This is a genomic window from Actinomadura sp. 7K507, assembly GCF_004348425.1.
Lineage (GTDB): Bacteria > Actinomycetota > Actinomycetes > Streptosporangiales > Streptosporangiaceae > Spirillospora.
Window position 1 is genome coordinate 1 of record NZ_SMKK01000223.1, and the last position, 16,056, is coordinate 16,056.

Annotated in this window: 21 protein-coding genes and 1 pseudogene; 14 read left to right on the forward strand and 8 right to left on the reverse strand. The window is 68.3% G+C overall.

Translation table 11 applies throughout. From position 1 onward, the window contains the following. The 4 genes from E1285_RS35455 to E1285_RS45945 all read right to left on the reverse strand — a co-directional run. The coding region (locus E1285_RS35455) for a cytochrome P450 (RefSeq protein WP_165966888.1) at positions 1-1,034 on the reverse strand (1,034 nt) is incomplete at its 3' end. Then, a complete protein-coding gene (locus tag E1285_RS45940; protein ID WP_165966889.1) occupies positions 1,031-1,429 on the reverse strand; it encodes a hypothetical protein in 399 nt (132 codons plus the stop codon). The genes E1285_RS35455 and E1285_RS45940, both read right to left, overlap by 4 nt. 334 nt (positions 1,430-1,763) lie before the next feature. Then, entirely contained in the window at positions 1,764-2,261 is a 498-nt protein-coding gene (locus E1285_RS35460) for a DUF6114 domain-containing protein (protein ID WP_132158964.1), read from the reverse strand. Further along, positions 2,252-2,929 (reverse strand): DUF6230 family protein, encoded by a 678-nt coding sequence (locus E1285_RS45945; RefSeq protein ID WP_165966890.1) that lies wholly within the window; start codon positions 2,927-2,929, stop codon positions 2,252-2,254. The genes E1285_RS35460 and E1285_RS45945 overlap by 10 nt, the downstream gene beginning before the upstream one ends. A 121-nt stretch (positions 2,930-3,050) precedes the next feature. Between E1285_RS45945 and E1285_RS45950 the strand changes: the two genes are divergently transcribed. The 4 genes from E1285_RS45950 to E1285_RS35485 all read left to right on the forward strand — a co-directional run bounded on the left by E1285_RS45950 (position 3,051) and on the right by E1285_RS35485 (position 5,195). Further along, complete coding sequence (locus E1285_RS45950; protein ID WP_131982208.1) at positions 3,051-3,647, forward strand: TetR family transcriptional regulator; 597 nt, start codon at positions 3,051-3,053, stop codon at positions 3,645-3,647. Between the two features lie 224 nt (positions 3,648-3,871). After that, positions 3,872-4,234 carry a hypothetical protein gene (locus tag E1285_RS35475; RefSeq protein ID WP_132158967.1) on the forward strand — a complete coding sequence of 121 codons (363 nt, stop codon included), beginning with the start codon at positions 3,872-3,874 and terminating at the stop codon, positions 4,232-4,234. Continuing rightward, positions 4,222-4,641, forward strand: a complete 420-nt coding sequence (locus E1285_RS35480; RefSeq protein ID WP_132158968.1) for a hypothetical protein — start codon at positions 4,222-4,224, stop codon at positions 4,639-4,641. The genes E1285_RS35475 and E1285_RS35480 overlap by 13 nt, the downstream gene beginning before the upstream one ends. Before the next feature lie 209 nt (positions 4,642-4,850). Then, positions 4,851-5,195 (forward strand): hypothetical protein, encoded by a 345-nt coding sequence (locus E1285_RS35485; protein WP_132158969.1) that lies wholly within the window; start codon positions 4,851-4,853, stop codon positions 5,193-5,195. 149 nt (positions 5,196-5,344) lie between these two features. Here the strand turns inward: E1285_RS35485 and E1285_RS35490 are convergent, their stop codons facing one another. Continuing rightward, entirely contained in the window at positions 5,345-5,869 is a 525-nt protein-coding gene (locus E1285_RS35490) for a hypothetical protein (RefSeq protein ID WP_132158970.1), read from the reverse strand. 4 nt (positions 5,870-5,873) lie between these two features. After that, a complete protein-coding gene (locus E1285_RS35495) occupies positions 5,874-6,587 on the reverse strand; it encodes a hypothetical protein (RefSeq protein ID WP_132158971.1) in 714 nt (237 codons plus the stop codon). A 182-nt stretch (positions 6,588-6,769) separates the two neighbouring features. Here E1285_RS35495 and E1285_RS35500 point away from each other — a divergent pair, with 182 nt between their 5' ends. From E1285_RS35500 to E1285_RS35520, 5 genes are all read left to right on the forward strand, one after another. Then, positions 6,770-7,414 carry a hypothetical protein gene (locus E1285_RS35500; protein WP_132158972.1) on the forward strand — a complete coding sequence of 215 codons (645 nt, stop codon included), beginning with the start codon at positions 6,770-6,772 and terminating at the stop codon, positions 7,412-7,414. A 325-nt stretch (positions 7,415-7,739) separates the two neighbouring features. Beyond that, a complete protein-coding gene (locus E1285_RS35505; protein WP_132158973.1) occupies positions 7,740-8,198 on the forward strand; it encodes a hypothetical protein in 459 nt (152 codons plus the stop codon). 314 nt (positions 8,199-8,512) lie between these two features. Then, complete coding sequence (locus tag E1285_RS35510; RefSeq protein ID WP_132158974.1) at positions 8,513-9,007, forward strand: ATP-binding protein; 495 nt, start codon at positions 8,513-8,515, stop codon at positions 9,005-9,007. A 49-nt stretch (positions 9,008-9,056) separates the two neighbouring features. Further along, positions 9,057-10,637 carry a helix-turn-helix domain-containing protein gene (locus tag E1285_RS35515; RefSeq protein ID WP_132158975.1) on the forward strand — a complete coding sequence of 527 codons (1,581 nt, stop codon included), beginning with the start codon at positions 9,057-9,059 and terminating at the stop codon, positions 10,635-10,637. Further along, entirely contained in the window at positions 10,630-11,658 is a 1,029-nt protein-coding gene (locus E1285_RS35520) for a hypothetical protein (protein ID WP_132158976.1), read from the forward strand. Before E1285_RS35515 ends, E1285_RS35520 begins: the two co-directional genes overlap by 8 nt. 196 nt (positions 11,659-11,854) lie before the next feature. Here E1285_RS35520 and E1285_RS35525 read toward each other — a convergent pair whose 3' ends face one another. Then, entirely contained in the window at positions 11,855-12,205 is a 351-nt protein-coding gene (locus E1285_RS35525) for a hypothetical protein (protein WP_132158977.1), read from the reverse strand. 364 nt (positions 12,206-12,569) lie between these two features. Between E1285_RS35525 and E1285_RS48330 the strand changes: the two genes are divergently transcribed. Further along, positions 12,570-12,701 (forward strand): hypothetical protein, encoded by a 132-nt coding sequence (locus E1285_RS48330; protein ID WP_279510122.1) that lies wholly within the window; start codon positions 12,570-12,572, stop codon positions 12,699-12,701. Here the strand turns inward: E1285_RS48330 and E1285_RS35530 are convergent. Beyond that, a complete protein-coding gene (locus tag E1285_RS35530; RefSeq protein WP_132158978.1) occupies positions 12,685-13,107 on the reverse strand; it encodes a hypothetical protein in 423 nt (140 codons plus the stop codon). The two genes, E1285_RS48330 and E1285_RS35530, sit on opposite strands and share 17 nt — an antisense overlap. 331 nt (positions 13,108-13,438) lie before the next feature. Here E1285_RS35530 and E1285_RS35535 point away from each other — a divergent pair, with 331 nt between their 5' ends. The 4 genes and pseudogenes from E1285_RS35535 to E1285_RS45955 all read left to right on the forward strand — a co-directional run. Then, positions 13,439-13,693, forward strand: a complete 255-nt coding sequence (locus E1285_RS35535; RefSeq protein WP_132158979.1) for a hypothetical protein — start codon at positions 13,439-13,441, stop codon at positions 13,691-13,693. Continuing rightward, on the forward strand, positions 13,690-14,178 hold the full coding sequence (locus E1285_RS35540; protein WP_132158980.1) for a hypothetical protein: 489 nt from the start codon (positions 13,690-13,692) through the stop codon (positions 14,176-14,178). Before E1285_RS35535 ends, E1285_RS35540 begins: the two co-directional genes overlap by 4 nt. A 223-nt stretch (positions 14,179-14,401) precedes the next feature. Further along, entirely contained in the window at positions 14,402-14,752 is a 351-nt protein-coding gene (locus tag E1285_RS35550; RefSeq protein ID WP_132158982.1) for a hypothetical protein, read from the forward strand. Positions 14,753-15,127: 375 nt separating this feature from the next. After that, positions 15,128-16,056 (forward strand): annotated as a pseudogene (locus tag E1285_RS45955) (hypothetical protein); the annotation flags it as partial.

A 16,056-nucleotide genomic window follows, 5' to 3' on the forward strand; every position in this document is an offset into this window, starting at 1 on the left:
GTGTCGGGTTGTGCGACGAGGTCGGGGTCGTGGTTGGCCGCTCCGAGGAGCATCACGATGACCTGCCCGGCTTTGAGGTGGGTGCCGGCGAAGTCGGTGTCGTGCAGGACGGTGCGGGCGTCGACCTGGACGGGTGAGTCGTAGCGCAGGAACTCCTCGACCGCTGTAGGGATGAGGGCGGGGTCGGCGCGCAGGGCGGCTTGCTGGTCGGGGTGGTTCAGGAGGGCGTGCAGGGTGTTGCTGAGCAGGTTGGTGGTGGTCTCGAACCCGGCGCCGAACAGCAGCAGCGACGTGGAGATCATTTCCTGTTGCGACAGGCGTGTCTGCTCGGGTGCGGTGGCCATCCGCGACAGCAGGTCTTCGTGCGGGTCGGCTCGTTTGGCGGCGAGGAGGTCGGTGAAGTAGGCGACGAGGTCGGCTTCGGCCGCGGCGGCGGCGGTGATGGCCTCGGGGGCGGCGGCGGGTTCCAGGAGTGCGACCATCTGGCGGACTTTCGGGGTGAAGACCATCCGGTCGGCTTCGGGGACGCCGAGCAGGTCGGCGATCACGTTGACCGGCAGCGGCAGGGCGAGGGTGTCGACGAAGTCGCCGCCGGACCGGCGGGCGAGTTGGCCGAGGTGTTTGCGGGTGCGGTCTTCGATGGAGGCCCGCAGGTCCTGGATGTGCCGGGTGGTGAACACCGATCCGACCGAGCGGCGCAGCCGGGTGTGTTCGGGCGGGTTGGCGAACAGCATGCTGTGCCCGAGCCGCCCTTGGGCCTGGCGCTGTTGTTCGCCGGCGCCGCCGGGCAGTCCGAATCCTGCCAGTTCGTTGCCCTTGCCGAACGAGCGGTGCCGCAGCGCCGCGTCGCAATCGGCGAACCGGGTCAGCACCAGGGTGCCGTCACCGGTGAGCAGTACCGGCGCGGTCTCGCGCAGCCGCCGGTAGGCCGGGTAGGGGTCGTCGCGGGGGGTCAGGAAGATCTCGAAGAACAGCTGCTCGGCGGCCGGATCGCTGGTCGCCGTGCCCAGGGCCGTGCCGTTCGGGGATGTCATGAGGGGGTCCCGTCGTCGAATTGGCCGATGGCCTCCCAGACGCAGTCCCCCGCCGGGCCGGTCGCGGTGAGCCGTGCCCAGCTCTGTCCGGCCTCCACGGAGGCCAGCCGCGCCACCAGCAGATAGGGCAGGCCCGCGGCCGGACACTGCGTCCAGGTCAGCCAGATGCCCCGCAGCCGCAGCGGCGCTTCGATCAGCGACCCCAGGTGCATGAGCGTCCCCGCGCACGCGCTCATCACCGCGCCGGGCTGCGGTTGGTCGGCCGGGCCGCCGGGCAGCACGGCCAGCGCCCAGACCTCGCCGCCGACCGCCCTCCATGCCAGTGATCGGGGTGCGTGGGGTGGATCTGATGGGGGAAGCGGTTCGCGCCAGACCAGACTCTGTATCCCATCCATACCCCCACCATTTGACACTCAAGCCCTCTATGTCAATGAAGAGAACACAACTGTTCTGACTGTCAACCAGTCCATTGCCCGGGGTTTGCGGACACCGGGGTTGTTGCGGTCATCGGTGTGTGAGCACCCCGGCAAGCCGTACAGTCGCGCGGCTGGATGCCGGGGCACACCCCCGGCTACAAGGGGTACCGGTCAGAACCGCGTCGCGGGCGTGTTCGCCCCCGGTTCGATCTGCCCCCGGGTTCGGTCTGCCCCCCCGGGTTCGTCTGCGGGGCCTGGCGGGCTGTGTGGTGTGAACCTGGTCCCGGCGGGCGCCTCCGCCGGGACCAGGGGTCTATGGGGTGTGCGGGTGGTGCGGCTGCGGGGTGGAAGGCTCACCGGAGGGCGGCTCGGCGTCTCCGGTGGAAGGCCGGGTGGCGTCTCCGGTGGCGGGTTCGGTGGCGGGTTCGGTGGCGGGGGTCCAGGCGAAGGCGAGGGAGCCGCCGGTGAGGGCGAGGAGCATGCCGATCAGGAAGCCGCCGAAGTTGGTGTAGAGGAAGGAAGCCAGGGCGGCCAGGAGGATGATGACGCTGAGCAGGGTGTGGTGGCGGGGCTGGTACCACAGCAGCAGGCCGGTGGTGGTGATGATGCCGCCGAGCAGGAACCCGGCCAGGCCCGCGGTGCCGGGCAGCGACAGCACGGTGTACAGGTCGGCGGGCAGCAGCAGGATGGCCGCGCCGCCGGTGGTGGTGAGCAGGCCGCCCCAGAAGGGCCGGCTGCGGCGCCAGGACCGCCAGCGCCGCCAGTGGGTGCGCAGGCGGCCGGTGAGCGGGGTCGCGGCGTTCAGAAGCATTCTTTGACGTCGCCTCCCATGGTCATGTCGATCCCGGCGAGTTTGAGTCCGCTGGCGGTGACCCAGCGGACCTGGCCGTGGATGCGCAGTTTGAGGTTGGTGCCGGTGATGGGCAGGGTGCCGGGCGGGCCGGTCTGGACGGGGATGTCGCCCAGGCCCTTGACGGGGGTGGTGCCGCCGCGGCCCAGGGCGATGCCGCCCCCGACGACCTCGACGTCATCGATGGACTCCAGGGCCAGCTGGAGTTCATCGAGCTGGAGCCGCTGCCCGGGTTGAGTGGTGATGCGCAGCACCCGCGAGCCCAGCGGGCTGGAGACCTTGCCGGAGGCGCAGATGCCCTCGGCCCAGGTGTCGCGCAGCGCCAGGGCGACCACGGTGCGCCGGTCGCCGTCGCGGGTCTGGAAGAACCGGGGGAAGGACCCGCCGGCGTTGGTGGACAGCCGCTGGATGGTCAGTTTGATGTTGGTCTTGCCCTTCAACCCGGCCGATACCGGTAGCGCGCCGCGCAGCACCCCGACGACCATCACCGCGACCACACCCAGGACCGGAACCAGGACCGCGGCGAACCTCCTCCACCGGGTCCGCCCCGCAGCGGCGGCGGGACTGCTGACGCGCGGGGTCTCCAGCGGAGCGTGGTGGCGCCGCCACAGCCGGTCGATGAATCTCACCCCGCCACCTTTGACAATCAGCCACGACTTGTCAATGCCACGCACATCATTGATTGGAATGTCCTCGGCGGGGGTCGAGGGTGTCCGGCCACTGGACACCCGGCTTGTTACTGTCGGCGGCGTGAACACTCACGTCCCGGCCGACTTCCAGACCCGCGTGCGCCACCAACTCCGCAGCGACGCCCTGGACGCCGCGTTCGCCCTGATGACCGACCAGGGCTGGTCGGCGGTCACCATGACCGCGGTCGCCGCGGCCGTCGGCGTCAGCCGCCAAACCCTCTACAAGGAGTTCTCCTCCAAGGACCAGATCGGCCAAGCCCTGCTCATCCGCGAAGCCGAACGCTTCATCGACGGCGTCGCCGCACACGTCGCCGCGCACGACGACGTCGCTTCCGCGATCGAGGCCGCCGTCCGCTACACCCTCGACCAGGGCGCCACCAACCCGCTGCTACGCACGATCCTGTCCGGCGACCGCGGCGGCACCACCCTCCTGCCCCTGGTCACCACCGACTCCCAGCCCCTCATCGCACTGGCCGGCCAGGTCCTCAGCCAGCACATCACCGCCCGCGCCCCCGGCCTGGACGACGAAGACATCGCCGCGACCGCCGACGCACTGGTCCGCCTCACCGTCAGCCACCTCCTGCAACCCCTGGACGACACCGGCACCACCGTCACCCGGCTCACCCGCCTGGCCACCCGCGGCCTCGGCCTCCCCTAAACCCGAACCACCCCGACCCTGCGGCCGGTGCACAACGAACAGCCGATCTTGACCGGGTCGGCGGTGGCGTGCGCTGCTTAGCGTGACTGATCCGGAGACCGGACCGTGGCGGCGGTGGCTGAAGCTGATCAACCGGCCGGAGGGTGAGTGCCGCACGGACCTCCCGCGCCAACACGACATCGCATCGACCGGACACACAGATCGCAGAAAGAATCGAAGGGGGCTTGGCCGCCCGCGACGACCACGGCCGGGTCGACGACTCGGGGTTGCCCAATCTGAATGATTCGCGTCTGCGCGAGCAGCTCACGCTGTTGGCCCGGCTCGGCCTCGACGTGCTCGGACTGCAAGAGGCCACTTGGGGCCCGCACTCCTCTGACCTGGCCGACCTCGTCGCCGACGAGCTCGGGATGGCGTGGCGCTTCGTGGGCCCCTCCAACTTCTACGGCTGCGACCTGGCGACCTTCGTCCGGATCAGCGACCACCTCACCGTCACCGACGTCACCCACCTGACCGGCCGCCGTTCGTCCATGGCCTCACCAACCTCACTCTCCAGATCAACGGGCACCCCAGGCCCGTGCACATCCTGAACGGCCACTCAGCCCCCAGCTCTCCCACCACCCGCAAAGCCGAAGCCGAAATGATCACCGTCCACCGGCGCCTGGACGTCGTCTACATGGCCGACACCAACGCCAGGGCGATCGGCGACACCCCCGACACCTCCGGACTCGACCCGAACAAGGTCACCAAGAAACTCGACCTCGCACCCGCCAAGGAACTCGCCGCCGCCGGCTTCCACCACATCGGCCACCAGGACCCAACCCCGACCGTGGGACACGGCGACGACAAACTCGCCTACCGCTGCGACCGAATTCACACGACGCTGCCCGCCGAGTGGATCACCGGGTACGGCGTCGAATTCGGTGGCGACCACCTTTCCGACCACCGCCCCGTCTGGGCCGAGATCACATTCGGTCAAACAGCCGCAGGCCGATGATCGGGAGTGTCAAGTTGACCGTACAGCCCCTCCCACGCCGGGGACCGCAGAAACGCTATCCATGCTATCCGTGCCGCCAACGGCGGGCAGTAAGTCCACCGCGTTGTATCTGCGCGGCCACTAGAAGGAAACTCACTGAAGGGTGAAGGATAAAACTGCCCGCATCCGAAGGGGGCGAGTCCTTGCGCCAGCATCATCCGTCTCAAACCATGACGACCCCGGACGGCGAACCAGTCGAGATCGATGAGTTGATGGTGCCCGTGATCACCCGGCTATGGCAGCTCGGCTACGCGACACTCCTGAGCTGCCAAGACGGCGGTGAAGCAACGCTTGCGGGAAGCACCGGTGCGGAACCGGACCAGGTTGACCGGCTGGCCCGGCTCAACGCCGGCCGGGCCTGGGTTACCGTCCGGGAGGATGCAGCACCCGTCCTGCTAGCCGTTCTTGACGGCGTTGAGGCCGTCCGATCAAACCGGGCAAGGGCCGAAGGCTGGGTATCGATCAGCTGGCCTACCGAAGCGATTGAGCAGGTAATCGAACTCCTGCGCCATTAGTCCATATATTCCGGTGGAGACGGGAGTGCACTTACGAGGTTAGGGCCAAAGTCCGCCAAATGTCCTTCCCAAAGCGGCGTTTGTTCGGCTTTCGGATGGGCCCCAAGGCTGAGCCGGTTTTGGTGGTGCTCAGGCCGGAGTTGGCCAGTTCAATAGGCCGTACTGGAGCCGTTTCCTCCGGCCACAGGGATGTTGTGGTTCAGGTCATCGAGCACGGAGCGGATGGCGGGCGTGCGCGGGGCATGCGCGGCCAGGGTGTCGCGGAGATCGTTGATCAGGTGTCGGCAGCGCGGCGAGGTGATCTGCGGTGCTTGCCGCGCGGCGGCACGAGCCGCGCGGCCGGCCTGGTCGAGGTCTCCGGCATGGGCGTGGGCGAGGCCGAGCCAGGTGAGATGCCGCAGTGTGGAGCGCTGGTAGGTGGAGGTGGGGGTGAGGGCGCGGTCGTGCAGCAGCGTGGTGGCGTTGGTCAGGAGTCTTTGCTGGTGGCGGCCGGTGAGGTGTTGGGCCAGGGTGACCATGCCGCGGCCGGTGATGGCGTCGAGTTCGGTGCGGGTGACGTAGCGGGCCCATCGGGGCGCGGGGTCGTGGTGGGAGTCGGCGTGGTCGAGGGCCTGCTGGCTCTGGTCTCGGATGCGCTGGAAGCCACTCAGGTCGCCGGCGGCGGCGTAGGCCAAGCTGCTACGGGCGGCGATGAGGGCCTGTACGGCCGCCGGTGCGCGGGTGGCGGCCTTCTGGGCGGCAGCGGATAGTTGGGAGCGCCTGGTTGGTCTGGCCCGGGATATCGGCTTGTTGGTTGCTCATCAACGCCAGGATGCTGGCCGCCAGGACATGGTCGCCGGCGCTGTGGGCGCCGTGCAGGGCGGTCAGGTACCAGCGCTGGGCGGCGCCGTCTTGACGGTTCTCATAAGCCATGAAGCCGGCGGTCTGGGCGAGTTGGGCGAGCGCGGCGCACAGCCGCCGCCCGGCCGTGGTGTCGTAGCTGGCCTGGCGCAGTAGCCGGGAGACGCAGGAGAACTGGTCGCTGACGAAGCCGGCGCCGGCGGCGCCGTGCTGGTCGTCCATCTGTTGTGCGGCGGCGACGATGGTGTCGATGACGGTGAGGGTTTCTGCCGATACCCGCCCGCCCGCGGCTGCGGTGCGGGCGATCGTGGTGGGGGTGGGGGCGTCCATCCATTGCCAGGCGGACGCCGTCACAGCGGCACCGGACAGGGCGATGAAGGCGCGTCGTGCCAGCATGGTGTGCGGCCATCCCTCCAGTAGGCGCAGCAGGCCCTGGTGCGTCCACGGTACGTCCAGGCCCTCGTCGGCGGTGAGGTAGCTCCGGCGGCGGGCCGCGCGCTCTGGCCAGACCTGGTGGAAGTCCAGCGGTTGCCCCAGGGCCTCGCTCAGCACTCGCACGACGATGTCGGGGACCGGGGGTGATCACAAGTACCCCTGAACTGGGTGGAAACTGGGGTCAGGAAGATCGTTTCCCCGGGAGGGGATAGATCGCTTGCCAGGGTGGGTTCCGTCGTGTTCGTACGCGGCGGCTCTCCAGGGTGGGTGTCCCTGACGGAAGCGCGCATAGTGGTGTCATGGGCCCGGTCTGTGAGCCGACGTGGCGTGTGTATTACGTCCCTGGTGAGGACGACTCGGTGTTGATCGTGGCGGTAGCCATGGAGGTCGGCCCTCACCGCCGTGTGCGCGTGTTGGACGAACCGGTGGGCGTTGGTGGGCTGGGCGAGGCTTCGCGGAGCCCGGCGGGGGATGCGGTGTTGGGTGAGGTCAAGCTGATGATGCCGGAGGCGGCGCGAGAGGCGTTCACTCTGGCCGAGGTCGTGGTGGATGTGGTTCGGGCACCGACGTGTCAGCAGGCGTTGGACGCGGTCGTGGCTGGCGGGCTCGGGGTCGTCTTTGTGGGGATGTTCGCTGCGGTGGATCTGGCGGTGATCGCTCCTATGGCGAAGCTGGCTCACGATCTCGTCGACAGCCCGGGGACGGCTGCCGAGGCTGAGCGGATCAAGGCGGCACTGGATGATGTATCGAAGCCGGAGCTCGTTAATCCGGAGCTCGTTAATCCGGAGCTCGTTGATCCGGAGCTCGTTGATCCGGAGCTTTTTGATCCTGAAGAGCTGAGTTGGGTGGAAAAGCAGTGGCGCAAGTTGAAGGAGCCCGAACTGCCGGAGCTGCCTGAACCTCCGCCACCTGAACCTCCGGGGCTTGGAGGGTTCGGGTGGTAAGGCTATTTACGGCTCTTCTCCTGTCAGGCCAAGTGGGCGGCTTGCCTGTAGTGTCGGTCTTCGGCGCGGCCGCGAAGTGGGGTGGCCAGGACCGGTTGATTGGCCGCGCTGTCAACGCTCGAGCGGCAAGCTGCTGGGCGTGAGTGCGACGCAGTTCACATGATGCAGCCCACATGGCCCCGAGCGATTTCTGATTTGAAGTTGCAGGTCATGGGTCTGATTTGTGGGTGGTTTGGTGTGAGTGGGTTGGTTGACGAGGGTGCTGGCTACTCAAGATCGTTTGACGGTGGGTGCTTGCTGTTGCGAGCACGGTGGGTGGTCACCGTTGCAGAGCACGCCCCGGCCCATTATGGGCGGAGGCTCGTCACGCGTCCTGGCACTGGCCGCCCAGCACGCCGATGACATCAGCATTCTGCCCAGCCTGCGTTCCGGACGGCCCGGCGCGCACCATTCCCCCGAGGCGTCCCTGGAAGCCTTCCACCGCAAATCCCAATGGGTCCAGCAGCACGCCGGACCCCGGTGGCCGACCACGCACATCTCCACTCAAGTGTTCTTCCTGCACGTCGGACGCGATAAGAGCGTCTACCTCGACCGCATCGCCAGCAAGCTTCCCCTCCCCCGCCACCGGCTCGCCGACTCCCTCTCGTCCTGGCCGGTGAAGTCGCGGAGATCTGCGACGTCATCCGGGCACGTCAACAGCTCCCTTGGACTCAGCTACCTCCTGATCGACCGCGCCCACGTGCACGCTTTCGCGCCGGTCGTGGAAGCACTGGCTGCGTCCTGAACTTCCTCCCCGGTTCTGGTATCTGGCATCGGCTACCGGATTCCAGCACCGAAGTCGGTAATGCACATTTCGGGCGAATGATCAAAACGCGGCGCTTCATGGCCAGCAGGCGAATTCAGGAGTCAGTCCGAGATCAAAGCTACGAGTTCGGACGGTTCACTTCGGTCGGGGTCTTCACACGCCAGCAGAATGGGGAACCGGTCGACGTGACTTGACGGTGGCTGACAAGTCGGCGCTCGATGCCACATGCGGTGCCGTCCACAAACAAATGCACGCCCGCATGGCACCGCCCGGGAAACAGGAGGCGGTTGACAATGACAGCATCAGGCGAGCGCACCCCGCACTCTGGAACTCATCTCGCTGTTCTGGCCGATGCATGGCTCCAGGCAAAAGGCCGCATGATCTGGCGGCGGGTCTACCCCGGACGGCTCGATCAAGTCGGCCAGGTCCGTTCGTGGGTGAAGGCACAATGCGCCGACATCGAAGGGGCCGATGACGCCGCGTTGATCGCGGTCGAGTTGGTCAGCAATGCGCTGCTCCACACCCGCTCGGGAGAGCCCGGCGGCTGGTTCGGAGTCGAACTGAGCCGCGGGCACGATCTGTGTATCGCCGTACACGACCTGGGCGGGCGCTCGGTTCCCGCGTTCAATACCGCCGAAGGGCGCGGAATGCTCGCCGAGCATGGCCACGGCCTGCGGTTGGTGGCAGCGTCGGCCGCCCACGTGGGTATCGAGGGGGATCCGGTCGCGGGCCACACCGTCTGGGCACGGCTGTCGGCAGGCGGCGTGCCTGTCCCCTGCGCGGGCTGATCCCCCGGCATAGACCGCTGCCGCCCCCGACCCCTGCGGCGGGGCGGTGATGCGGGCGATCGTCCTGTTTGTGGATCCCGGCGGGCGTGCTGACACAAACACGGAGGACACAGCCTTGGCCGAGCACGTAACACCACATTGGTCTGCCGTTCAGCTTGGGGATCGCGTCCGGACGTTGCGGCATCAACGTGACATGTCGCAGGCGCAGCTGGCTGGGCGGGATCTGTCCGACAGCTACATCTCCCTGATCGAGTCCGGTAGGCGCACACCTTCACCCACCGTCCTCGGCGCACTCGCCGATCGGCTGGACTGCTCGACGGACTACCTGCGCCACGGGATCACCGAAACCACCCTGAACGATCTGAACACCCGACACAGCACCGCCCGCCGTGCGCTGTACGCCGGACACCCTCAGCAGGCCCTACCGGAACTGATCGACCTGGTGGCCAGCCACGATCTGCGCGCTCTGCCGGAGCTGCACGCCGAGGTGGTCTGCACCGCCGCGCTGGCGTTGGAGTCCCGTGGCCGGTTCGGCGAGGCGATCACCATGCTCGACCGGCTGCCGGACGTGCGGGTGGCGCAGGTGGACGAGACAGCCGACTCACCAGGATCCGCCGTTCTGCGTCCACGGCCCGCACACGGCCAGGGCTCCGGGCCGGGGACGCTGTCCGGCAGTCCGCCACCGCAGATCGGCTGGGAGCGGTGGGCCACCGCGCAGGTCGCGCTCGCCCGCTGCCACCGCCGAGGCGGCCACGCCCAGCGCGCCGCCCGCACCGCCCAGGCCGCCTTCACGGTCGCGGCAACAGCCGCCGACCAGAACGACGTGCGGGCCACCGAGGCGGCGGTGCAGATCGGCGGCGGGCTGGCGGAAGCGTTCAGCGATGCCGGTGAACTGCTGCTGGCCCGTCAGACCTGCGCCCGCCTGGTGCGTCTGGCTGAGCACTCCGGGCACCCGGCTGCCCGGCTGTTGGCCTACCAGCACACGGTCCAGGCCACTGAGGCCCTCGGGGATCTGGAGGAGGCCGCGCACTGGGCCGACCGGGCGCTGCAGTTGCTGGAGAACGACGAGAATCTGCGGGCCGCCATCGACCTGCGCACCCGGTGCGCCGCCCTGCTACTGCGGGTGCGCCCGGCCCAGGCCGAGCGCGCCCGCAACCTGCTGACCCAGCAGCTGACCCGCACGGCGCTGCTCGGCGGTACCACCCAGGCGCTGGCCGATCTGGCCGAGGCCGAACTCCTCCTCGACCACCCCGAGCAGGCCGCCGCCCACGCCCGCGAAGCCCTGCAGGGCGCCGACACCGACCACCTCGGTGGTAAGGCCGACGCTCCTGCCGATGACGCGCGCACCCCTGGCAGGCCGGGGACGGACCGGGCCACGGCACAAGCGCTGGCCGTCCTCGCTGACGCCTGCGCCCGCCTCGGCGACCCAGACGAGGCGATCACCGCGCTGGTCCACCGAGCCGAACTACTGGAAGGCCACGGCCCCTCCCGGCAGGCCGCACAAGCCTGGGCTCAAGCAGCCCATTTGCTCGACACCCGCGCAAACCACCTCTCCGACCATGACCAGCGGCGCCGCGCCCGGTTCTACCGGCGGGCGCTGGCCGCCATCGGCGTCCACCCGCATGACTAGGGCTCAAGATGCGCAAGGGCGGGAGCCAGGGCCGCGCTGGCGGTGTCCGGACGCCCGGCGCGTCCCTGAGCTGCGAGGCAGACTGGCCGCCTGGCTGGCTGAACGCGGCGGCGCGTTCTATCTGGAGATGCTGCTCGCGGGCAGCCAGCAGATCCGCCGTCCCGGCCCGCTCCCCGACTCGGCCGCCCAGTTGGCGGCTGACGAGCACCGCCGCGTGTGCGGGGAGCTGTACTGGGTCAGCGGTGAGATGACCGATCTGGCCCGCCACGCCGGCCGCCAACTCACCCACGTAGAACTACACGAACACGACCTGCCCAGTTCCACCGGGTTCCTGGTGTTCGAGAAACCGATGGCGACCGTCTCCTCAGCCGGCATCGACCTGGAGATCGTCGCCGTCAGTTGGGGCACCGTCACCCCGCCCCTGCTGGCACGCGAAGGGGACTACGAGGTACCGGTAGGAGCGGACTGGGCCCAGCAGAAGGCCGCGTGGTTCACCTTCTACAGCGACCCACACGGATTCGTCGACGCCCACACCCGCCGCTTCGCCCGCGTCGCCGACACCGAGGTGACCCGGCTGCGGCAAGTCGGCCCGGTCATGCCCGACAACGAACTCATCTGGGCACTCGGGCAACCCGAAGATGTCCCCAGCGACGACGATCTCACCAGTTCCTGGGGCCAGACCGCGATCGCCGCCTGCCTCCTCATGCAGCAACCGTTGGCCGCCCACCGAACCGAACGCGCGCCCCGGCCAGCGCGGCGTCGACTGCAACGCGCTGGTCGCCCAGATGGTCAGGTACGCCTGGTCCACGTACGACGGCCGCAACGCACCCCCGTGCAGCCGCCCGAGGGGCGCAACGGGCGGGAGTACTCGGTGCAGTGGTGGGTCGAAGGCCACTGGCGCCGCTACCACGTCGGCCCGGGCCGCGCCCGCGTCGAACGCCGCTGGATCAGCCCCTACCTGGCCGGCCCCGACGACAAACCCATCAAAGGAACCCAACGCATCAAGGTCTGGGACCGATAACCGCCTACTCCCATCCTGCGGGGAAAGGCAAGAAGGCCAATGGGGGACGATAGAGCCGATGACTTACCCTACGTGGAAGTCGCGTTCTTTCTGCTCGCCGTCCTCGGTCCATCGGATACGCAGAACTGGGTCGCCCGATCCGTTCAGGCGTGCGATGTTGACGCGCCGGGATTGTTCTGAGTGGATCGTCGTGGGGCTATTCGGGCCGACCCACGATCATCGTGCTGTCCTCGTTGGCGCTGGCGAAGGTGACCTCTTCGGCGTCACGGCCACCGGTGTTGGTGACATCAACCCAGTGCCTGGTCCTGTAACGAGGCTTCCCCTTTGAACTGTGGCCTGACAACTCACGTTCCTGGTGCGGCTGAACACGGAAGTCGACGGCGGTCGGACCTGGACGTGATGCGGACTCGGTATCCGGATATAGGGCCGCGATGTCGTGTTCGATCGCCTTCCAGACCTCGTGGTTGAGCTGTTCGGGTGTGCTGAACTCGCCGAGCAGCCCGCGATCGTAACGAGCAGGTAAGGGACGATTTAGGCAGGATCGCACGCCTGGGCAGTTCCTTCACCACCGCTTGCCGTCCCGGGTTCGGCGTGCTCATGGACCGTTTGACACCACTACCGTGGTTCACGTCTGTTGGCAGAGGTCAGAAGCAATCTAGGCGCGTGCGGGACCGCAGGCGCAGATGATGTTGCCGATGGGGGTACCGGCCAGATCGGCATGATCACCCACGGAATAGCCGCACGTAGGGGCCGTATTGGGGCCGCCTATGGCTCTCCCGACTCACTAGGGAGTGGTCTGTCGAGGGTGTGTAGGTTTAGGTCGATCTTGGTGGGTGGTGAAGTGATGAGGGCGGGATAGCGTGCGGAGTTGCCAGCCTGGTTGCCAGTGGTGTTCCCTGCGCGTCCTGGGAATGAAGCCGGCCACCACCGGGCCCGAGGGCGACCTCGGGCCCGGTGAGGCCCGCGGCGGCGGGGCGGGCCCCGGGCCGGTCGGTGAGCTCGTGCCCGAGGGCCGCGCGGCCGTGATCATGATGCGGGCATGAATTCGCCTGCCGGTAGGGCGCCGGTTTCGCTGGTGGTGTTGGGGATCACGGGGCGCGCCATGAGGCGCCCGCCGCGCCGGGCGATGTAGCTGAGCGCCATTCGCCGTGCCTGGGTGCCGTGTTTGGTGTGTACGGGCATGACGTCACGGTGATCGGGCCGCGCGATGCCGTACTGCGTGATGATCCCGGCGTATACCTCGGTGTCATAGGCGAGGTCGTAGACCCGCTTGCGGCCGTCGTCATCGCCGCGGGTTTGTGCGATCACCCGGTGCCGGTCTTCGTCGAAGATCAGCGCGGTGACGGTGACGTAGGGGTCGTCTTCGTGGTAGATCGGCATGCCGACCGCCAGTTTGTGTGCGGGCAGTTCCGTGTCGTACCAGGTTTCGCCGTCCGGCAACGGATTCATGATCCCTCCATTTCTTTTGCGGACCCTGGTTTCGTTTTCCCGGGGTGCCCGCCGTTTGTTGTCGCTATACCTATTGAATCTCGTGTGCCGGTGAAGTCAACCCCGAATTGGGTGTGATTTACCAGCTGGCCGACATGTCACCTAGGTAAGGGACTCCAGCCGTTAACGGCTGGGAAAAAGACGCGATAACCCCCTTGACCCGGGGGTGCCGCAGAGCGAACGTCGTGGTGAATCAACGAATACGGGATTTCACCTCGGGGAAAACGCCCCGAAATCGCGATTCCCGTTCCCCGTGCCGAAAGGGGGATTGTTAATGGTCTCGGAATTTGTGGTGACCGCGGCTGACGTGGAGGCGTTCCGCGCGGCACCGGGAAATGTGTACATGATCTACGACGGCGCCGTTGTGCGGGTCGTGCCGCAGGGCCGCGCGGAACGGGATTACCCGGGCGCGTTCGTGATCACCACGCGGCAGGACTTGCCCGCCCTCGACCCGGGCGCCGAGGTCTACCCGGCGTCCTTCCTCGCCGAGCTGCTGACCGCGTTCGCTGATGACCGGTACGCCGAGTACCGGAAGGAGCTGAAATGATCTCGACATCGCTGACCACACCCGCGCAGCCGGACATCCCGATTCCGGCGGTACGGCACTGGCACATCACCGAGTCCGACGCCGGGTACCTGCCCGAAGCCGAACCGGTCACCGTTGATGACGGTGAGATGGCGCTGGACGTCCTGGCGCATCTGCTGGCCGATTGGGCGCAGACCTGCGATGACCCCGAAGATTGCGATGCGACATACGCCGAGGGGTGCGCCGAGCAGCTGTGCACCTGCAGGAAGGGTGACCGTTCGGCCGAACACCATGACGCGCTGATCAAGGTCGCGGGCGGCCGTGGAATGTGCGAGCAGATCGGCGATCGGGTCTTCGAGCTGATGCCTTGCCAAGATGTGGAGTGCCTCAAATATTGCCCGGATGCCGATTGCGGCACCGTGACCCCGATCGGTGACACCGACACCCGCTGCTGGTGCTGCGGCGCCCGCTATGTCGACGGGGAGACGTGCGGCTGGCTGGCTTGAAGGCGCGGGCGGGGGCGCCGATGCAGGCGTCCGGGTGATGCCCTCGGGCAGGGCACGGCCCCGGGCGCCCTGGCCTCCTGGGAGCCACCTCGATCTTCCCGGCCTGCCCGCGCGTTAGCGGGCCGGGCCAGGCACCTTGGCGGGCGGCGGCAGCCCGCCTTCGCCGTGTGTCCAATGGTCACCAGTCGAAGGCGGTGCATACCGGGCCGCATAGTCCGCGGTCATGTGGGCCGCCGGGCGCGAAATGCGCGCGTATCTCCTCGTGCTGCCGCTGCGGTCGCGTATCCCGGGCGCTGCGGTGATTGGTGCGGCGTGGTGGCGCGCCCTCGTGCAACTGATCACACCGTGGGCACTGCCCGTAGGGCAGCCGACGCCCGAACGGCAATGGCTCGTGAGTGTGATCGACCAGCCCGCGTGCGGCGCGGTCGGCGCGCCGTGCATCACAGCGCGGGCACTGGCCGCGCGGCCGCAATGGGCTGAACGGCTCTACCACGTGGTTGTGTGTCACTTTGGCCCGCGACTGCCGGTCTGTATGTTTTTCGTTACTCATTGCTTCGCTCCTTTCGCGTCGTGATGCTTTTTCTGCTGCTGGCTTCGCCGTTTCGGGGTATGGGTCGATCGAACCTCGTTCCGTGGGCAAGTCAAGACGATTCGGCAAGTTTCTGTGGTGAGTTGCGTCAGCCCCAAGGTAAGGCGGCCCAGCCGTGAAGGGCAGGACTGGAAATCGACACCTTCTCTGCCGGCGCGGGACTTGACTGGTCGGCGTTTGTCGAGATAGAGAGCGTGATCGTCCCGAGGGTGGCGGGTTAGGGTGTCCAGCCGTTTGGGTTACCGAGAATCCCGCGAAATTCTATTGCGAGGCCGTTAGGGCAGAGCGATGGTCGAGGTCCGAACACCAAAGGGGAACGGCATCAGGAAATGGTTGCGCCCCCGGTAGGGAAGGAGCCGAATGATGGCGCAGGAAAACACCACCGCCCTGGCCGGTGCCGAAATGGCCCACGGCGGCCGCACGGCGCCCGAGGACGGCGCGTCCGGTACCGGTACCGACCGCCGCAACGACGGCCCGGCAGCGGCCGTCGTGGCCGCGCTTACGGCCGACCCGGGCAGCACGGTCGCCGCGATCGCGCGGGCGGCCGGGGTGTCCAAGAACACCGCCCGCAAGGCGCTGCTGGAGCTGGAAACCCAGGAGCTGGCGGTGCGCACGGCGGGCGGCCGCACCGGCGGCAAGCGCGCCGCTGACACCTGGCACCCCGCCCCCATCGCACACGAGGAGCACCAGCAGGACGACCCCCCGGCCATCCCGGAAGCCGACCCCCCGGAAGCCGACACGGTGCTCGTGGACACCGCCCCCGCCGACGGCGGAGCCGAGGCCGGTGAACAGGAGGCGCCCGAGTCCCAGCCGGACGAGGCCGCGTCCACCGTCGACGCCGAGCCGGACTCGGCCGACCAGGAGGAGTCGGCCGAGGAAGAGTCGGCCGAGGAAGAGTCGGCCGAGGAAGAGGGGATGGAGGCCGCCGCGGTGGAGGAGGCGAACGAGGCGCTGACCGAGCTGCGCCAGGCGATGGAGGCGGTGACGGCGGCGCTGGCTGCCGGTGACCGCGACGCCGCGCGGACGTCGGTGGAGGCGGTGTACACCGGGTCGGGCAAGGCGCGCCGCCTGGTCCGCGCCGCGGTGGGCGGCCGTCGCCGTACCGCCTCGGGCCGGGCCCGGTCCCAGCCCGGGGAACTGCGCCGCAAGGTGGCCGACCACCTGACCGGCTACCCCGGTAGCGAGTTCACCCCCCACGAGATCGGCAAGGTGATCGGGCACTCGGCCGGTGCGGTGGCCAACGCCCTGGACCGTCTGGTCAACGATGGCGAGGCCGAGCAGACCTGCGA